The organism is Romboutsia sp. 1001285H_161024_C4, from assembly GCF_015550185.1.
In the GTDB taxonomy this organism is placed as follows: domain Bacteria; phylum Bacillota; class Clostridia; order Peptostreptococcales; family Peptostreptococcaceae; genus Romboutsia_C; species Romboutsia_C hominis.
In genome coordinates this window covers 160919-179834 of sequence record NZ_JADNAJ010000002.1, presented here as the reverse complement: position 1 = coordinate 179834, position 18916 = coordinate 160919, and the positions used below count along the sequence as shown (strand labels likewise).

Annotated in this window: 21 protein-coding genes; all 21 read right to left on the bottom strand. The window is 28.4% G+C overall.

Annotated features, from left to right (window positions below; all coding sequences use genetic code 11):
* Positions 1–9: 9 nt before the first annotated feature.
* On the bottom strand, positions 10–795 hold the full coding sequence (locus I1959_RS04345; RefSeq protein WP_166505892.1) for a YlmH family RNA-binding protein: 786 nt from the start codon (positions 793–795) through the stop codon (positions 10–12).
* A gap of 12 nt (positions 796–807) precedes the next feature.
* The gene (locus tag I1959_RS04340) at positions 808–1068 is read right to left on the bottom strand and encodes a YggT family protein (RefSeq protein ID WP_166505893.1); all 261 of its coding nucleotides are present in this window, start codon (positions 1066–1068) and stop codon (positions 808–810) included.
* A gap of 25 nt (positions 1069–1093) precedes the next feature.
* Positions 1094–1546, bottom strand: a complete 453-nt coding sequence (locus tag I1959_RS04335) for a cell division protein SepF (protein WP_092924241.1) — start codon at positions 1544–1546, stop codon at positions 1094–1096.
* 47 nt (positions 1547–1593) lie between these two features.
* Positions 1594–2295: a YggS family pyridoxal phosphate-dependent enzyme gene (locus tag I1959_RS04330; protein WP_195237233.1), complete on the bottom strand. Its 702-nt coding sequence runs from the start codon at positions 2293–2295 to the stop codon at positions 1594–1596.
* Between the two features lie 8 nt (positions 2296–2303).
* Positions 2304–3392, bottom strand: a complete 1089-nt coding sequence (locus tag I1959_RS04325) for an HlyD family efflux transporter periplasmic adaptor subunit (RefSeq protein ID WP_195237232.1) — start codon at positions 3390–3392, stop codon at positions 2304–2306.
* Positions 3393–3562: 170 nt separating this feature from the next.
* Positions 3563–5041 carry an alanine/glycine:cation symporter family protein gene (locus I1959_RS04320; protein ID WP_195237231.1) on the bottom strand — a complete coding sequence of 493 codons (1479 nt, stop codon included), beginning with the start codon at positions 5039–5041 and terminating at the stop codon, positions 3563–3565.
* Between the two features lie 230 nt (positions 5042–5271).
* Complete coding sequence (gene spoIVA, locus I1959_RS04315; protein ID WP_092924228.1) at positions 5272–6744, bottom strand: stage IV sporulation protein A; 1473 nt, start codon at positions 6742–6744, stop codon at positions 5272–5274.
* A gap of 132 nt (positions 6745–6876) precedes the next feature.
* On the bottom strand, positions 6877–7899 hold the full coding sequence (locus I1959_RS04310) for an NAD(P)H-dependent glycerol-3-phosphate dehydrogenase (protein WP_195237229.1): 1023 nt from the start codon (positions 7897–7899) through the stop codon (positions 6877–6879).
* Positions 7900–7923: 24 nt separating this feature from the next.
* The gene (plsY, locus tag I1959_RS04305) at positions 7924–8529 is read right to left on the bottom strand and encodes a glycerol-3-phosphate 1-O-acyltransferase PlsY (RefSeq protein ID WP_166505897.1); all 606 of its coding nucleotides are present in this window, start codon (positions 8527–8529) and stop codon (positions 7924–7926) included.
* Between the two features lie 24 nt (positions 8530–8553).
* A complete protein-coding gene (der, locus tag I1959_RS04300; RefSeq protein WP_092924219.1) occupies positions 8554–9882 on the bottom strand; it encodes a ribosome biogenesis GTPase Der in 1329 nt (442 codons plus the stop codon).
* Positions 9883–9897: 15 nt separating this feature from the next.
* Complete coding sequence (locus I1959_RS04295; protein WP_092924216.1) at positions 9898–11226, bottom strand: DUF512 domain-containing protein; 1329 nt, start codon at positions 11224–11226, stop codon at positions 9898–9900.
* A 107-nt stretch (positions 11227–11333) separates the two neighbouring features.
* A complete protein-coding gene (locus I1959_RS04290; RefSeq protein WP_195237227.1) occupies positions 11334–11534 on the bottom strand; it encodes a capping complex subunit for YIEGIA in 201 nt (66 codons plus the stop codon).
* 1 nt (position 11535) lies between these two features.
* Positions 11536–12465, bottom strand: coding sequence for a YIEGIA family protein (locus I1959_RS04285; RefSeq protein WP_195237225.1), 930 nt, complete (start codon positions 12463–12465; stop codon positions 11536–11538).
* Between the two features lie 18 nt (positions 12466–12483).
* On the bottom strand, positions 12484–13413 hold the full coding sequence (locus tag I1959_RS04280; RefSeq protein ID WP_092924207.1) for a YIEGIA domain-containing protein: 930 nt from the start codon (positions 13411–13413) through the stop codon (positions 12484–12486).
* An 87-nt stretch (positions 13414–13500) separates the two neighbouring features.
* Positions 13501–14796, bottom strand: a complete 1296-nt coding sequence (locus tag I1959_RS04275) for a HAMP domain-containing sensor histidine kinase (RefSeq protein WP_092924204.1) — start codon at positions 14794–14796, stop codon at positions 13501–13503.
* 23 nt (positions 14797–14819) lie between these two features.
* The gene (locus I1959_RS04270) at positions 14820–15509 is read right to left on the bottom strand and encodes a winged helix-turn-helix domain-containing protein (RefSeq protein WP_195237224.1); all 690 of its coding nucleotides are present in this window, start codon (positions 15507–15509) and stop codon (positions 14820–14822) included.
* A 17-nt stretch (positions 15510–15526) separates the two neighbouring features.
* Positions 15527–16237, bottom strand: coding sequence for a peptidoglycan editing factor PgeF (pgeF, locus tag I1959_RS04265; protein WP_195237222.1), 711 nt, complete (start codon positions 16235–16237; stop codon positions 15527–15529).
* Between the two features lies 1 nt (position 16238).
* The gene (gene nrdR, locus I1959_RS04260; protein ID WP_092924195.1) at positions 16239–16697 is read right to left on the bottom strand and encodes a transcriptional regulator NrdR; all 459 of its coding nucleotides are present in this window, start codon (positions 16695–16697) and stop codon (positions 16239–16241) included.
* Between the two features lie 21 nt (positions 16698–16718).
* Positions 16719–16982 carry a YlmC/YmxH family sporulation protein gene (locus I1959_RS04255; RefSeq protein WP_092924192.1) on the bottom strand — a complete coding sequence of 88 codons (264 nt, stop codon included), beginning with the start codon at positions 16980–16982 and terminating at the stop codon, positions 16719–16721.
* A 69-nt stretch (positions 16983–17051) separates the two neighbouring features.
* Positions 17052–18725: a bifunctional diguanylate cyclase/phosphohydrolase gene (locus I1959_RS04250; RefSeq protein ID WP_195237220.1), complete on the bottom strand. Its 1674-nt coding sequence runs from the start codon at positions 18723–18725 to the stop codon at positions 17052–17054.
* A 65-nt stretch (positions 18726–18790) separates the two neighbouring features.
* Positions 18791–18910 carry a cyclic lactone autoinducer peptide gene (locus tag I1959_RS04245; RefSeq protein ID WP_092924187.1) on the bottom strand — a complete coding sequence of 40 codons (120 nt, stop codon included), beginning with the start codon at positions 18908–18910 and terminating at the stop codon, positions 18791–18793.
* Positions 18911–18916 lie beyond the last annotated feature (6 nt).

Below are 18916 nucleotides of genomic sequence, written 5' to 3'. Positions count from 1 at the left end.
TTCTCCCTCCTATATTATTAACTTAGCACAAACTTTTATTCTGCCTTTTTTAGTAATATCTCCTATTTTAGATATTACCGCCCTACCTTTACCTCTAACTGATATTAGTGAATTATTTTCTATTTCTTTAGATGCAGATGTTATCTTTTCATAATTAACAAAAACTCTTTCTGCATTTATGTATTTTAAACTTTCTTGTCTTGATATATTATATAATCCACTTATAATACAATCTAGCCTACTTGATGATACTGTAAATGATATATCTTTATAATTTAATGAGCTTTCTATTATATCTTCTCTTGATATTTCATACACTGAAACACTATTTGTCGAAACTTTTTGTAAGTTCATAATTATAAAATCACATATATCACAACTTACAATTATTTGGCAAAAGCTATCGTGTATAATAATATCTCCTATCATCTCTCTTTTTATACCAAGACCCATAAGAGACCCTAAATAGTCCTTATGTGATATGCTTTTAAACTTAAAATTACCTTCTACTTGTATAAATTTAAGGTTATCATCTATATCTTCATATTCCATATAAAATGGATATATAAATATTTTACTTCTTTCAGCCTCTTTATGTCCACCATCAACAGAGTATTTTAAATCACTATAAGAATTCAAAATAGCAATAGCATTTTTGATTTCATAAGGATTTAAAAATTCCGTTTGTCTTACATCATAATTTTTCATTGTGGCATTAGCTTTATCTATAACCTTAAACATTTTATTTTTTAATTCTATATCCTTAATATGATTAGTTAGTTTTAGCCTGTCCACTATTATCTCCTCTTAATAGAACACGATTAGTGCCACCCTCTTTAGTAACATTAATACTAATATTGCTATCATTGGTGAAAAATCTACCGGTCCACTATTGTACTTATACATTATAGACCTTATAGGACCTTCTATTGGTTCTGTTATATTATTTAATATATAGTATAACTTACTTCCCATCCCATTAGGAAACCAAGACATTAAACTCTTTATAATTATTATCCAAGATAATATATCAAATAGATAATATAAAGCCAATCCTATAGTACTCATTATTTAACCCCTTTACTTTTATATTTTATTTATTATTTTGCCAAGGGAAAAGTGTCTTGCTGTTTTCTAATTCCTTTTTTAAATTTGCATCTATATCTACATTATTTGGTGCAAGTATAAATATAGCTTTAGATACTTTTTGTATACTTCCCTCTAAAACATATACAGCTCCATTCATAAAGTCAAATATAGACTTCTTAGCAACTGGATCTTTTAAATTTTCTAAGTTAACTATTACAGTTCTCTTACTCTTTAAATGATCCGCTATAGTTGTAACTTCATCGTATTTTTTAGGTTCTACTATTACAACCTTCATTTGAGTGTTAGTATGTAACTTTACTATGTTAGTATTTTTTATAGCTGTTCCAATTTCTGGTTCCATATCTAGTTCATCTTCAATTATTTCTTCTTCTTCTATATAATCTTCATCTTCCTCTATAAACCAATTTTTAAACTTAGTTATCATGTTATCTCCCATTATTGACTTCCTCCTTATTTATTAATCAAATTTTAAATTCATATAATCTACTTATCGTAATTTCTGGCTCCAAATATAGAGGTTCCAACTCTAACTATATTAGACCCTTCCTCTATTGCTATTTCATAATCATTGCTCATTCCCATAGATAAATATTCCATAGAAACATTGTTTATATTTAACTTATCAATTTCTACAGCTAATTCCTTTAATCCTCTAAATACTTTTCTAACTTCATCTTTATTTTCTGTAAAAGGCGCCATAGTCATAAGACCTTTAATTTTTATATTATTATAATTATTTGCTACTTCTTTTATAAAATCTATAGCACCTTCTTTATATATACCATGCTTGCTTTCTTCTTTTGATATATTTATTTGTACTAAACAATTTATAGTCTTATCTATTTTTTCTGCCCTTTTTTGTATTTCTTCACATAAAACTATTCTATCTAAAGAGTGTATCATATAAACCTTATCTATTATATACTTTACCTTATTAGTTTGTAAACTTCCTATTAAATGCCAATTTACTTTATCGCCTATAACTTCATACTTTCTAGCTAGTTCTTGTGGCTTATTTTCTCCAACATCTTTAACTCCATTTTCTATAGCTTCTAAAACCTTATCTACATCTACAGTCTTAGTTACTGCTAATAAAGTTACTTCATCAATTTTTCTATTAGAAACATTACAACTATTTTTAATTTTTTCTCTTACCATATCTAAATTTTCTTTTACGCTTGACACTTTATCACCTACTTTATTTTTATTTTCTTATTTATAATATTGGGGTTTAATACAACCTCATCATGCAATGCAATCACTTTTTCTTTATCGCTACTATCATTTTTTACGAATATATAATCATCAGCTTCATAGGCAACATCACTTAATTCAACAAATTCCATATTGTTAGTTTGCTGATTTAATATATATACCCCTTTTTTCTTGTCTACTGATTTTATAGATTTCTTTGGTATCTTAAAACCTTCTATATGCTTATATATTATATCAAATTCTTCTACTCTTGTATCATAAATTCCTATATTTTGGCTAGTTATTTTTAGTATTACTATGATATCATCATTATCTTTTTTAACCTTATTGACCTTACCATCTAATATTTCTTCATTAAAATATATTTCAATCTTATTACCTACTTCAAAATATTTCCTATATTTTTCTTCTATACATACTGCTATATATACATCATTTGGATTAACTATTTTAAATACTGGATCATTTTCTTTAATTTTTTTATCATTTGAATTTATATCTGTATAGTTATTATTAGTATTCTCTATATCATCTTTGGTTAAATAATCTATACTATCTGTATTATACTTTCCTTCATTTTCATCTATTTTATAAGATATTACTCCTGATATATCAGCTTTTACATAAGATGTAGAACTTTTTGCCTTTTTTTCTAGAATTGCTTTTTTATTTTTACTATTTTCTAACTGATTAGCTGTGATATGTTTTAATGTACTATTATCTTGACTATCTATTTGTTCCTTTAACTTATTTATTTCTTTGTCTAAGTTTTCTATATCTGAATTTATTTTTTCTATATCTATATCCTTATATATATATCCTATATTTTCTGATTTTTGTACTTTTTCACCTTCTTCATGTAGATTTTTAAACGTTCCATCTGCATTTGATACAATTACACTCTCATCTTTTATTACAAGCCCTTTTGTATTAATTTTTAGCTCCATATCTTCTAATTCAACGGCCATAGTCCTGGTATTTTCACCTATTAAAAATATACTAATTTGAAATACAAAATATATAGCTATTCCTAGTATTAGTATTTTAGATATTTTCTTATTTTTCATACTTTTCCCCCTTTAAATCTAGGTACTTTATTAATTCTTCAAATAATATTATATTTCCTTTTATTGTGGTGATTCTAAATCTTAAATATTTGCTTGTATATTTAATTTTGCTTACAATCTAATAAATAAAAAAAAGTGTAGGCTATTAATTTATATAGCCTACACTTTTTTTATTTATTAGATTCCTTTTTAACTTTTTCTTCCCAGAAATCAGCATTCTTTATCCCAAGTTTTATTGGATCAAATGTTCTTTCTTCTCTTGGTATTCCTGCTTTCATTTGTTCTTCATAATCTTTGAAACACTTCATGGCTACATTTGATAATAAAAGTATAGCTATTATATTTAACCAAGCCATACTTCCAACACCTATATCCCCCATAGTCCATGCAAGAGATGCTGTCTTTACACAACCAAATGCAACTGCTCCTAATAATATAACTCTAAGTATATTTATAAATAACTTAGTTGTTTTTCCTTTAAATATTCTCTTACTTATATATATAATATTAACTTCTGCTATATAGTAGTATGCCATTATAGTCGTAAAGGCAAAGAAGAATAATGCTATAGATACAAAGGCTGACCCAAATCCTGGTATCAACGAGTCTACTGCTGTTTGAGTATATATAGGTCCTATCTCAACTCCTGGTAAATTCTCAACAATCATAGCTCCATTTACTCCATGAACGTTATAGCTTCCTGTCATAAGTATCATAAATCCTGTTGCTGAACATACAAATAAAGTATCTACATATACTGAAAATGCTTGAACTAAACCTTGCTTAGCTGGATGACTTACTTCAGCTGCTGCTGCTTGTGGCCCAGTTCCTTGACCTGCTTCATTTGAATAAACTCCACGTTTTACTCCCCAAGCTATTGTTGAACCTATTATTCCTGCAAATGCTTGCTCTGCTCCAAATGCAGACTTAAATACTAACTCTATAATACTTGGTAATTGTTCTATATTAACAGCTATTATTACAAGAGACATTAATATATAAATCCCTCCCATAAATGGAACTATTAATTCTGCTGCAGAACTTATTCTTTTTATTCCACCAAATATTATAAGTGCTAGTAATATAACTAGGACTACAGTTATTATCATTGGGTCTATCTTAAAAGCGTTATTTACTGCTACTGTTATAGAGTTAGATTGAACACCAGGTAGTAATAATCCTGTTGCTAATACTGTTGCTAATGCAAATAATATGCCGTACCATTTAGAAAACTTAGTATTTCCAAGTCCCTTTTCAATATAGTATGCTGGTCCTCCACGATATAATCCATCATGTTCTTCTTTATAAACTTGGGCTAATGTAGATTCTGCAAATGCTGATCCTGCACCTAAAAATGCTATTGCCCACATCCAAAATAGTGCTCCTGGTCCTCCCATTGCTATAGCCGTCGCTACCCCTGCTATATTACCGGTACCTATACGCCCTGCTAGCGCTGTACATAGAGCTTGAAATGATGAAATACCCTGAGCTGATTTTTCTCCTTTAAATAATAAGGCTACCATTTCTTTAAGGTGTCTTATTTGAGAGAATTTGGTTCTAAAAGAAAAATAAATACCTGAACCTAAACATAAAAATACTAACCAGTTACTCCAAATAATATCATTTATTGCATAAACAATACGCTCCATAACATACCCCCTTTTTTAATATATATTCTATAAATTTTTTGATTTAATAGATTATATTATTAATTTTGGATATATGTTCTTTAAATTTTAAGTATTTTCTGATAATTTAGAAAATTATCATATAATCATTTTAACTTTATTATAAGCTTATATAAGAATAGGAAAGGTTTTTAACCTTTCCTACGTTTAAATATTATCTTAATTAGCCATCTAATTTTTATCAGTGTATTTTATAATAATATAGTTATTATATTACTACTTCCTTCATTTATTATCTTTTGTAAAGTTTTTTGTATCTTAACTCTTATTTCTTCAGGCATTGTATATAGCTTACTTTGTAATTGTTCCTTAACTAAATCATGTAAAGATTTTCCAAACATATTTGATGACCATATTTCATTAGGATTTTGTTCAAATTCCTCTTGCATATATTTTATCATCTCTTCGCCTTGATTTTGGCTTCCAACTATAGGTGCTATCTCTGTAGATATATCAGCTTTTATTATATGAAGTGACGGTGCATTTGCTCTTAATTTTACTCCATATTGTTTTCCTTGTTTTATTATTTCTGGTTCCTCTAAGCTTAATTCTTCTAAAGATGGCGCTACAACTCCATAGCCTTTTGTTTTTGCATCTATTAAAGCAGATTCTATCTTGTCATATTCATTTTTAACTCTAGATAACTTAGTTACTAAGCTAAGCAGTTGATGGTCTCCATCTATTTTAAATCCACTCTTTTCTTCTAATACATTGTAGAATAAATCTTGCTTAGCAGATAAATCTATACTTATAACACCTTCTCCAAGTTCAACATTATCAACTGATGTATCTTCTAAGAATTCTAACTCTGAAAATCCTGCTACAATACTATCTATATCTCTTATCTTTCCAATTTCTTCTATACTTTGCTTTAATGTGAATATTATATTATTTTTTATCCAATGATTTCTCTCTAATCCTTCTATCCATTGAGGTAAATTTATTCTTATTTCATTTAATGGAAAATCATAAAGTACTGTTTCCATAACGCTCTCTATATCTTCTTCATCCATAGCTAATACATTTAATGGTACTATAGGAGCTTCATACTTTTCTTCTAATTCAGATCTTAATAATTCTATATCTTCACTGTATGGATCAAGTGTATTTAATACAATAGCAAAAGGCTTATTTAAAGACTTTAACTCATTTATAACTCTTTCTTCTGCTTGTAAATAACTCTTTCTATCTATACCTGTTACTGAACCATCTGTTATAACTACTATACCTAATGTTGAATGATCTCTTATAACTTTTTTAGTTCCTATCTCTGCTGCTTGCTCAAATGTCATAGCTTCTTGTGACCATGGCGTTGATACTAATCTTTGTTTACCATCTTCTTCATGTCCTAAAGCTCCATCTACTATGTACCCAACACAATCAACCATTCTAACTTTTAAATTTACAGTATCTCTAACCTTTATCTCCACTCCATCTGCTGGAACAAATTTTGGTTCTACTGTCATTATTGTCTTACCTGAACCACTTTGAGGTATTTCATCCTTTGTTCTTTCCTTTTTAAATTCATTTTCTATATTCGGTATTACTAACTTTTCCATAAACTTTCTTATAAATGTAGATTTACCCGTTCTAACAGGACCTACTACACCTATATATATATCTCCTTGAGTCCTCTTAGCTATGTCTTCATATATGTTATTCATTAATTTTCCCCTCCTGCATATAGTTTCTTAATAAAGTATATTTTTATTTGTCCCCTATTATTACTAATAATTTCTAAATTTATATATAAATCATGCTTGTCATTTTTAATTTTTAAAATAAAAAAGCTAGGATTAAAATCCTAGCTTATCTTCCACTACTTCTTCTATTTCATGTGTTTTGTTTCTCATCATTAAATCTGCTACTACTTCATTTGGATTTGCACCTTCGTGAAGTACAGAATATATTGCACTTGTAATTGGCATATCTATACCTAGCTTTTTAGAAACATCATAAGCAACTTCTGTAGCAGTTATACCTTCTACTACCATTTTAACTTCAGCAAGAGTTTCTTCTAAACTTTTTCCTTGCCCTATAAGAATTCCTGCTCTTCTATTTCTACTATGCATACTTGTACAAGTAACTATTAAATCACCTATACCTGATAGTCCTGAGAAAGTAGATAAATTAGCACCCATTTTAACTCCTAATCTTCCTATTTCTCTTATACCTCTAGTCATAAGTGCAGCTTTTGCATTATCTCCATATCCTAAACCATCACATATACCTGCACCAAATGCAATTATATTTTTAAGAGCTCCACCAAGTTCAACTCCTACTATGTCAGGGTTAGTATACACTCTAAATTTAGGTGTCATAAACATATCTTGAACTATTTGAGCCACTTCTAAATTTTCTGATGCAGCTACTACTGTAGTAGGTATATCTCTTGCAACTTCTTCTGCATGAGATGGACCTGATAAAGTTACATAAGGATTATTTGGAAGCTCCTCAGCTACAACCTCTGATAGTCTAAGCCCAGTTCCTCTTTCTAATCCTTTTGCAACATCTACTACTATTTGTTCATCTTTTACAAATGGCTTTAGGCTACTTGAAACACTTCTTATAGCTTGAGAAGGTACTGCTAATACTATAATTTTACTGTCTAGTACTGCTTCTTCTAAAGATGTTGTAAGTGTTATGTTATTTGGGAATAAAACCCCTGGTAAATAATCTATATTTTCTTTTGTCTTATTTATTTTATCAGCTTGTTCTTGACTTAAAGTCCATATGATTACTTCATAGCCTTTTTTAGCTAGTACTAAACCTAATGCACTTCCCCAACTTCCAGCTCCTAAAATACATACTTTTTCCATTAAAAACACCACCTAGATACTATTTTATTTTTTTTCTCCAATTTTTCTTTCTGTTTTATTTATAAGTCTTTTTATATTTTCTCTATGAGTATATATAACTGATAGAGTTAAAAATAATGTAACTAGTACACCTTTTGTATTTTGACTAAATATCATTATTACTGGAGAAAGTGATATACTAAGTACTGATCCTAGTGATACGTATTTAGTTATATAAACTATTATTAAAAATACCAAAAAGCAACTTAAGGCCATTATAGGATTAACTGCTATCATAGAACCTAAAGATGTAGCAACTCCTTTTCCACCTTTAAATCCTAAAAATGCTGGCCAGTTATGACCACTAACAACTCCTACAACAGCTATATACTTAGCTGTAAGTGGGTCTAGTCCAATATATTTAGCAATTATCCCTGCTAATAATACGGCTATTATTCCTTTTAATAAGTCTCCTACAAATGTCATAAGACCTGCCTTTTTTCCAAGAGTTCTAAGTACATTAGTAGAACCTGCATTTCCCGATCCCTGAGTTCTTATGTCCACTCCTGCTAATCTTCTAGCAATAATATATGATGTTGATATATTTCCTAAAAGATAAGCAATTATAAAAATTATTAAATAGTTAAGCATACTAATCCCCCTTAAGTAATTTTATTACCTTCTTTTTTCTCTGTATTCAAAGTGTATAGGAGTTCCTTCAAATCCAAAGTTCTCTCTTATCTTATTTTCAAGATATCTTTGATATGAGAAGTGAGTTAACTGCTTGTCATTTATAAATAACGTAAACTTAGGTGGCTTAACTCCTGTTTGAGAACCATAGTATATTTTTAATCTCTTTCCTTTGTCTGATGGTGGTTGATTTAACATTACAGCTTCACCTATTACATCGTTTAATGCTGATGTTGATACTCTCTTAGCATTTTCGTTTGCTACAAATTCTGCAGTTTCTAATATTTTATTCATTCTTTGATTAGTTTTAGCAGAAACAAATAGCACTGGTGCATACATCATAAATGGGAACTTTTCTCTTATTTCTTTTGTATAATTTCCTAAAGTCTTGTTGTCTTTTTCTATTAAGTCCCACTTATTAACAACGAATATACATCCTTTACCTTCATCATGTGCTATACCTGCAACTTTTGTATCTTGTTCAGTTATACCTTCTGCTGCATCTATTACTATCATTACAACATCTGCTCTATCTACTGCTGCCATAGATCTTATAACACTATATTTTTCTACTGTTTCATATATCTTACTTTTCTTTCTTATACCTGCCGTATCTATAAGCATGAACTGTTGTCCATCTCTTTCTAGATAAGTATCTACAGCATCTCTAGTAGTTCCAGCTATTGGACTTACTATAACTCTTTCTTCTCCTAACATCTTGTTAACTATAGAACTCTTTCCTGCATTAGGCTTTCCTGTTATAGCTATCTTTATTATATCTTCGTCATACTCTGTATTTAATCCTTTAGGGAAAAATGCTATTACTTCATCTAGTAAGTCTCCAAGTCCCATTCCATTAGCACTAGATATTGCAAATGGAGTTCCTAATCCTAATTCATAAAAGTCATATATGTTATCAAATTGATTTATATTATCTATTTTGTTAACTACTAATATAACTGGTTTACTAGTCTTTCTAAGTATTTGTGCAACTTCTTTATCTGCTGCTGTAAGTCCTGCCTTTCCATCAACTACAAACATTATAACGTGAGCCATGTCCATAGCAAGCATTGCTTGATTTCTCATTTTAGATAGTATTATATCTCCATTATCTGGCTCTATACCACCTGTATCTATTAATGTGAAGTATCTGTCTAACCACTCAACTTCAGTGAATATTCTATCTCTAGTTACTCCTGGAGTATCTTCTACTATAGATATTCTTTTTCCTGCTAGTTTATTAAATAATGTTGATTTACCAACATTAGGTCTTCCTACTACTGCAACTATCGGTCTATTATTGCTATTGCTCATAATAATCTCCCTTCTCTACTTTAATATTTTATCAACAAAGTCTTTACCTTCATTTAAGCAAGGTATTACTTCAATTCCCATTTTATTGTTTAATTCTTCTAAAGTTATATTATCTAAGAATATATCTTCATCTGCTTTTAGCATACTTCTTGGTATATAAAGAGTCTCTCCTAAATCTATACCTTTTAATTGATCCATTATATCTGTTGCTGTTATAAGTCCAGAAACAGTTATTGTCTCTCCAAAGAAATTATTTATTATCTTATAAACGTTAATCTCCATATTAGGACACTTATCCATTATTTCTTTTGCCATTTTACATATAAATTCATATGCAGAATGCCCTGTTGCTATAGAAACTTTCTTTTTTATATTTATCTTTTCTTCAGATAAAGTAGTTAGTTGATCTTGTATTTCTCTTTCAAGCTTACTAATCATTCCTACTCCATTTTCAAATTGTATAAATCCTTCATATTCATCATAGTCTAATAATTTTTTATTAGCCATTACATAAAATTCATCTGATAAGAATATAAATCTTGTTCCTAATTCCTTTAGATATTTTTCATGTAATTTTTCAACTTGTTCTATAGTCTCTCTTGCAGTTTTCTCGTTAAATATCTCTAAGTTAGGTAAATGATCCCTATGCTTAGTTATACCTACTGGAACTGCTGCTGCACTATTTACATATGGATATAATTTAGATAAATCAGATACTGTTCTTTCTAATTCTTCTTTATCATTATATCCAGGACATAAAACTATTTGACAGTTCATTTGTATCTGTGCATCTGCTAATCTTTTCATTATATCATATAATTTACCTGCAAACTTATTTTTTATCATCTTCTGTCTAAGTTCTGGGTTTGTAGTATGAACTGATATATTTATTGGACTTATTCTGTATCTTATTATTTTATCTATATCTTCTTCACTCATATTTGTAAGAGTTACAAAGTTACCTTGTAAAAATGATAATCTTGAGTCATCATCTTTAAAATAAAGAGTTTCTCTCATTCCTTTTGGAAGTTGGTCTATAAAGCAAAATACACATTTATTTCTACAACTTTTAGCTTTGTCTATTATAGGGTTAGAAAATTCTATACCTAAATCATCATCATATTCTTTTTCTATCTCATATACATATATTTCACCATTTATTTTTTGTATCTCAACTTCTAAGTATTCATCACTTAATAAAAATCTATATTCTATTATATCTTGTATTGGTTGGCCATTTATAGAAATAAGTATGTCTCCTACCTCTATTCCTAGTTCCTCTGCAATACTATTATTATAAACTTTGCTGACTACATTATTCATTTTCTTTACATTTACTTCCATGAACTTTCACCACTTTTCTCCATATGATTACATCGTTTTATAATACCACGGTTTGCTGAAATTAGTCAATATTTGCAATAAGTTAAAAGGTACCCTAAAAGGTACCTTTAATGTTTAACTACGATTAATGTTCCATTTGTCATATCATGAACCATTCCTCCAACGCTCTTTGCCATAAGCATTGCTTTATGTTGAAGATCTTTATCATCTTCTGCATAAAATATAGGACATCCTCCACCAAATTTCATATTTTTATCTGTAGTTATTACTGCTAATGTATATTCTGTTAAACCTATATTTTCTCCCATATTATACACTTCCTTTCTCGCCTATTTTATAATTAATAGATAGATTTCTACCTTTTGAACTAGATAATATCGGACAAGACCTAACAGCCTCTAATACTTTTTCTACATCTCTCTCTATTGGTACATAAGCTATCATTATACTTTGTTTCTGAGGATGTCTTCTTGGAAGAGGTACAAATGCCGGTTCATTATCATCTCTAAAAAGTCCTACTCTTGAATATATATTATATACTATAGCTTGCCTTTGTCCCGCATCGTATAATACACTTGCATTTATATAATTGTTGTCTTTTGGGATAATTTCTATACCTATTCCATTTTCTAAATATCTTTGTCTATCACTTTCAAGACCTACATTTGTTATTCCCTTTAAATCTCCTACTTGAAGGATTGATTCATCAACAAATTTTATTTCTACTTGTCGAACATCTGCTATGTCTTCAATAGACTTTCTTTTTAATAATTTTTTAAGTATTATAGCTAATATAAGTCCAAATATCCCACTTATAAGTAAGCTACTATTTTGAGATATATTAAATTCTTTTATCATAAAATGATACAAAGATATAGTTGAAAAAGATGTTACTATACACATATAATTTCTTACTTCATATGTTCTTGCTATTTCTTCTATAAACGCACTTCCTCTTTTAACTAATTGAATATCTTCTAAGTTTTGAAGTGTATTTCTTCTACTTTCTCTTACTTTTCTAAACTGTTCTGCTGCCAATGATAAAAATGTAATTGATGTATATGACTTCTCTAGTAAAGCAGGAACAACTAATGCTCCTAATGCTGAAGCTACAAATGCTAACACAAGTTGTGTTAAAAGCACGTTTGGTTGTGTAGGGTATTGTTTTTTATCTACATTTAACATTATTAACCTAGATAGCACACCTATTGATAAGGCCACTACAAATGCTGTATCCATAATACCACCTCTTTATTTTTATATAGTTTTTTTGTAATCACTATTTTTGCCTTTTGCTGTTTCTATAATAGGAGTACTTCTTGCTATTTCAATCATAGTTTCTATATCCTTCATTATTGGAATAAAAGGTATTACTACTGAACGTTTATCAAAATCTGTTTCTGATATAGTTAATATGTCTTTTTCATCTACATCTTTATCTACACCCATATGAATAAATATATTATGTATTATAGCTTGTCTTTGTCCTATATCACTTACTATACCAAAATCACCTAAGCTTTTAGGAATTATTTCTATTGCCAATCCTTCATTTAAATATCTATTTCTAGTATCTTCTAAACCTATGTTCCCTATATAAACTCCATTTACTTTAAGAACTGATTTATCAAAATGAATCTTAGCTTCTCTAACTTCTGCTACATCTGCTATACTATCTCTTCTTAAATATCTTCTTATTATAAGCCCTATAATTCCAGCACCTATAGCTGCTGCTATCGTTGATACTAAAAATCCATATAATAAATAGTTATTAAATAGTATAAATAAGCCTGATGCCATTAATGATGATAGTAAACTTATATAACATCTAGATTCATAAGTCGAAGCTATCTCTTCTACATAAGCTGATCCTTTTGGCACTATCTCTGCTTCGTCAATATTTTTTAAGGTTATTCTTTCTTGCTCTGCCAGGCCTTGAAATTGTTGTATTGCTATTGCAAAAAATGTTAATGCAGAGAATTCATTTTCTAAAAGAGCCGGAAGGGCTATTGCTCCTAAAAATGCAGCTAGTGCTGATGTTATTATTTGTTCTAGATAATCCTGAGGCCTTCTTGGATATTGTTTATCTACAACCCTAAGAACTAATGCTCTGCATAATATACCTAGAATAGATGCTACCATAAACGAATGTCTAAAAACACCTTCCCTTAATACACTCTCTTCCATCATATCAACTCCTTTGTTTTTACAACTATTGTTCCTAATTTAAAATATCATGATAATAGTTTGTGCAAAAACAAAAAAAAATTTCCTTTATTTAAAGGAAATTTTCTCAGGTATATTAACGATGAATTCACTACCATGTCTTAATTCACTTTTTACTTCTATTGTTCCACCTAAAGACTTAACTATATGCTTTATTATAGCAAGACCTAAACCTGTACCGCCTACTTCTTTACTTCTTGCTTTATCAACTCTATAAAATCTCTCAAATATACGATTTATATCTTCTTTAGGTATACCTATACCTTCATCTTTTACTTTTATTATGATTTTATCTTGTTTTGTACCTACACTTACCTTTACTGTCTTACCTTGATTTTCTGGAGTATACTTTATTGCATTATCTATTAGATTTAAAAATACTTGTTTTATATAATCTCTATTTGCAAATACTACAATCGATTTATCATCAAACTCATAAGTTAAGTTTATATTTTTAGATTTCGCTATATAATTAGTCATTTCATATACTTCTAAAAAGACATTATATAAGGATACACCTTCGTAAACTATCTTTTCATTATTTTCGATAAATGAAAGTAATAATATATCATCAATCAATCTTTTTAATCTATCTGATTCAGTTTCGATTATACTTAAAAATCGATTTCTAGTTTGTACATCAATATTTTCATTTAGCCTTAAGGTCTCTACAAAACCACTTATTGATGTTAAAGGTGTTTTTAATTCATGGCTAACATTTGCTACAAAATCACTTCTCATATGTTCTAATTTAACTTTTTCAGTTATATCTTGTATATTTATTATAGAACCTATTATTATGTGCTTTATACTTTCAAGATATATTGGGTCTATGCTAACCTTATATACTAAATCATCATTAATTTTTAGTTCATCGGTTTTATTTTGCTTCCAACCTTTAAACGTATTTATTTCTTCTAATAACTTTTCTTCTTTTATTACATTTTTTATATTTTTTCCTTCTACCAATATACCATTATCACATTTTAACATTCTTTTAGCTTCTTCATTTATAAGCATTATATTTCCATCTATATCTATAGCCAAAATTCCATGAGATATACTTTTTAGTATAGAAGTTTTTTGTAAATTGCTATAGTCCAAATCACTTATGGTTTTGTCCATTATTTCTATCATTTCATTAAAGTTTCTGCTTAGTTCACCTAAATCACCTTTAGCTGTACTACTTATTCTTGAATGAAATTCTTTATTACTTATTTTTTTAGAAACATATATAAATTCTTCTAAATACTTTCTTAATCTTAAAGTATATCGTATTGACAATATAGAGATTATTATAGATATTAATAAAATAGAATACCCTAGTGTACTTAACTGTTCCATGTTGTTATCTCCTAAGTTATATTTTAATCAATTTTATATCCAACACCTCTAATTGTCTGAATATACTTGTCCGATTCATTTTCACTTTCAATTTTTTTTCTAAGATATCTTATATGAACATCTACTGTTCTTGTCTCACCATAATACTCATATCCCCATATTTTATCTAATAAATAATTTCTAGAAAGAACCTTTCCTTTATTTTCTAGTAAAAGTTTTAATAATTCAAATTCCTTAAGAGTAAGTTCTATTTTTTCGCTTCCTTTATATACCTCATGTTTACTTAAATCAACTTTTAAGTCTCCAATAGATAATGTAGATTCTTTAGTCTTTACTTTTATATTACACCTCCTAAGTACAGTACCTATTCTAGCAAGTAGTTCTTTTATACTAAATGGCTTTGTCATATAATCATCAGCACCAAATTCAAGCCCTTCTACTTTATCATTTTCCATATTTTTAGCAGTAAGCATTATAACTGGTGTATTAGCTAATTCTTTGTCACTTCTTATCTTTCTAAGTACATCAATACCACTTATATTAGGTAACATCCAGTCTAATAATATTAAATCAGGCTTTAATTCTCTTGCCTTTATATATCCATCTATTCCGTCGTATGCATAGTCAACTTCATAGTTTGACATTTCTAAATTGAACTTTAAAAGCTCTACTATATGCATTTCATCATCTATAACAAGTACTTTTACTTTCATGGTATTAATTCACCTCTTTATTTTATCTCTAGTATCATACCTATTCTTTCATTTGTTTTATCATGTTTTCTGTAAGAATGGAATCTATCACTTTCACAACTTGTGCAAATATTTAAGTTTATTATATTTTCTTTTTTAACATTACATTCTTTTAATATTTGTTCATTAACATTCCATAAATCTAAATGATACTTCCCTTCTTTTATTATATAAAATTTTTCATCTTTGTTTGTAAGAATTGTGTTAAATTTTTCTATAAGCTCTTCTGAAACTTCATAACAACATCTACCTATAGATGGTCCTATAACACTTACTATATCTTTTGGATTAGTGTTATATTTTTCTATCATTTTATCTATAGTATTTTTAACTATTTTTGAATAAGTCCCTCTCCATCCAGCATGGATAAGCCCAATAGCTTTATTTTTCTTGTCTATTAAAGCTATTGGAACACAATCTGCTGTAAATATTAATAGTGGAGTATTTGTTAAGTTTGTTATAAGTGCATCTCCATCCTTCTTTAATCCTATATCAAACTTTTCAACTACATTAACTATATCTGAATGTATTTGTACATTACTTGTTAAGTTTTTAAAATTAAAGTTTCCTTCTTTACAAACAGTTAACATATCATCTTTTGACTTTGCATCTACATTTTTAAGAGTTACAGCTAAATTTACAAAGTCTAAATTTTTCTCTATTTCATTTACTCTTATTAATTTTTCCATGCTAGTTACCTTTCTCTGTTAATATATTTTTTAGCTCTGCTACAAAAGTATTTATATCCTTGAATTGTCTATATACAGATGCAAATCTAACATAAGCTACTTCGTCAACCTCTTTTAGCCTATCCATTACCATTTCTCCGATTTCCCCAGTTTCTATTTCAGATATATAAAGCTTATTTATTTCGTTTTCTATATAGTATACTATGTCATCTATTTGCTCTACTGATACAGGTCTTTTTTCACAAGACTTTAGTATTCCATTTTTTAACTTTTCTCTATCAAAATATTCTCTGTTATTATCTTTTTTAACTACCATTACAGGTGTCATCTCTATTTTCTCATAAGTAGTAAACCTTTTTTTACAAGATTCACACTCTCTTCTTCTTCTTATAGACTTTCTGTCTGTATGTCTTGAATCTACTACTTTAGATTCTTTATAGTTGCAGTAAGGGCATTGCATATCTATATCCTCCTTTGTTGGCTATATATTAAAATCGTCTATATTTAGTTCTGAACCTATATTTACTATTATAGTATCACAACCTATCTTTAGTATATCATTAAAAAATATAACTTGTCCTTCATCACCTCTTGAAAATAGACTTCTTCCTCCATCTCCACTAACTGTAAAAGACATTATTTTTCCCTCATTTATATCTAAATTTATATCAGTTATAAATCCCATTCTTTTTCCATTTTTAATGTTTATGATTTCCTTTTCCATTATATCAGATACTCTTAACATTATAATCCCCTCCCTTACAAAAATAAATATGTACTTGTACAAAAAAAAATAACCTTTATAGGCTATTTTTTAAAAATTATCTTTATATTTTTCTAACATCTCTATAAACTTCTCAACTAAATATGGATCAAATTGAGTACCAGCATTAGCTCTCAATTCTTGTATTCCTTCTTCATGGCTCTTCCTTGTGTTATATGGTCTATTAGATGTCATTGCGTCAAAACTATCTGCAATAGTAATCATTCTTGCCAAATATGGAATCTCCTCTTTTTGAAGTTTATCTGGATAACCTTTCCCATCATACCTTTCATGATGGTGTCTTATTATAGATCTAAAATCCTTTAGTGGCACTATATGGTGTATAAGGTCAACTCCTGCTTGAGGATGATTTCTAAGCATATTAAATTCTTCGTCTGTAAGTCTACCTTTTTTATTTAAAACTTCTTCAGGAATTTCTAGCTTACCAATATCATGTAAATATGCTGCTATCTGTATTTGTGCTTGGTCGTGTTCACTTAATCCAATAGACTGTGCAAACCACTTACAATAAATAACCACTCTCTCTGTATGGCCATATGTATATCTATCTTTTATATTTATCATATTTATAAATGTTTTTAATGATTTTATTGTTTCTTCTGGTATATTTATTTCTCTGCATAAGTCATATAATATACTGTGGTATGACTCTACTCTATTTTTATTAAAAGATTTTGCTCTATATAAGGCATCATCTGCTGTGTTTATAAGCTGATGTTTATTAATAGCACTATTTGGATAAGATGATACACCTATTGATATAGTAATATTTTTGTTTGGTTGATTTTCTTGACCTTCAAACTCAGTCTGTTGTATTGCATTTCTTATATTTTCACCAATTTTTATAGCATCCTCTTCTGTTGTGTCAGGAAGTACTGCTGCAAATTCTTCTCCACCATACCTTGCAACTATATCATTTTCTCTCATATTTTCATTTAATATTTTCCCAATCTTTTCAAGTAATAAATCCCCAGCTTGATGCCCATTTACATCATTATAATTTTTAAAGTAATCTATATCCATAAATAATAAAGAAACTTCTTTATCATTTTTATCTGCTTCTATTAGTGTATTATTAAGATATTCTTGAAAATACCTATGATTGTATAATCCAGTTAATTCATCTTTATTTGCTAATTCTCTTAATTCCTTACTATGTTCTCTTTCTGTATCAACATACATACCTAGTATAATAGCTATAACAAATAAGGCTGCACTAAGAACTAAATCTCTTTCAAAATATAACCTTAACATTTCTTCATTTCCACTTGTAAACATTATACTAATAGCTAGTATTGCTACTATTTGAATAATAGAAGATGCTACACCATAATTTTTCCCAAACTGTATTGAGGATATTATAACTATAAATATACTAAGTAATTTATATCCACTTTCTGCTTTTCCTGTGAAAAATACTACTATTATAAACATTCCTATCAGTATAGATGTTTCTAAGTAATCTAAAAATTTAGGAGACTTATCTATTCTATTTTTAGTATAAATAGATATCCATAAAAAGTAACCCATTAATATTGTTAATATTATACTTATTGATATTGTAATAGTTATTGCATCCTTTGCTTGTTCTTCAAAAGTTACAAAACTTGCTATAGCTAATAAACTTGATATAACGTATATAACCTTTAGTATAACTATTATCTCAAAAACTTTTTTATTTCTTTTTTTATCAAAATTTTGCATAGATTTCACCTAGAACTGTCTTTATTAAATTAAAATCATGAGGAGTAAATCCTCATGATTTTTTATTATTCTTCTCTTAATGACTTTGGTACTTCTGGTTCAAAGAATATAAGCATACAATATGTTGATGCTCCTTCTGCAACTTTAGTTAATAAATCAGATACTGAACCTAATAAGAAATCCATCTTATT